The sequence below is a fragment of the Paenibacillus sp. 2TAF8 genome (genome assembly GCF_052114825.1).
GTDB lineage: Bacteria > Bacillota > Bacilli > Paenibacillales > Paenibacillaceae > Paenibacillus.
In genome coordinates this window covers 1-430 of the sequence record NZ_JBFRFN010000071.1, presented here as the reverse complement: position 1 = coordinate 430, position 430 = coordinate 1, and the positions used below count along the sequence as shown (strand labels likewise).

The 430-nt window shown below is 68.1% G+C and carries 1 protein-coding gene; it reads right to left on the bottom strand.

The window, feature by feature from the left end; all coding sequences use genetic code 11:
- The coding region (locus tag AB4Z30_RS30025; RefSeq protein WP_441931231.1) for a ParB/Srx family N-terminal domain-containing protein at window positions 1-430 on the bottom strand (430 nt) is incomplete at both ends.

Below are 430 nucleotides of genomic sequence, written 5' to 3'. Positions count from 1 at the left end.
AGTGGTGTCCATCGGTCAGGAACGGCTCGCCGTAAGGCCCCACCACCAGCGTCTTCATGTCGGCCGGCTTGTTGCCGACCGCCTTGGTGCAGCTGAAGGAGGCGAGGTCGCTGAGGCGGGACGTGGCTGCATCCCAGGTGCTGGTCTTGTTCTGGCCGTTGGTCTCGCAGGCGTCGTCGAACTTCTTGATCGGGTCCGCGGCGTAGCGGCCGAGCTTGTAGTAGATCTGGTCGCGGCCGATGGCCGGCTGGGTGGGGCGCAGATCGGCCAGCGTGACGAGGATGTTCTGCCCTGCAGTGGCCGTCAGGTAGGTCGAGACCGGCGTCGGCGCGGCCATCGGGGCGCACACGGCGGGAAGCTGTCGCGTGCTGCCCGGCACCTGCCGGAGCTGGTACGCGAGGTTCTTGCTCACCGGCAGCCAGGTCAGGCC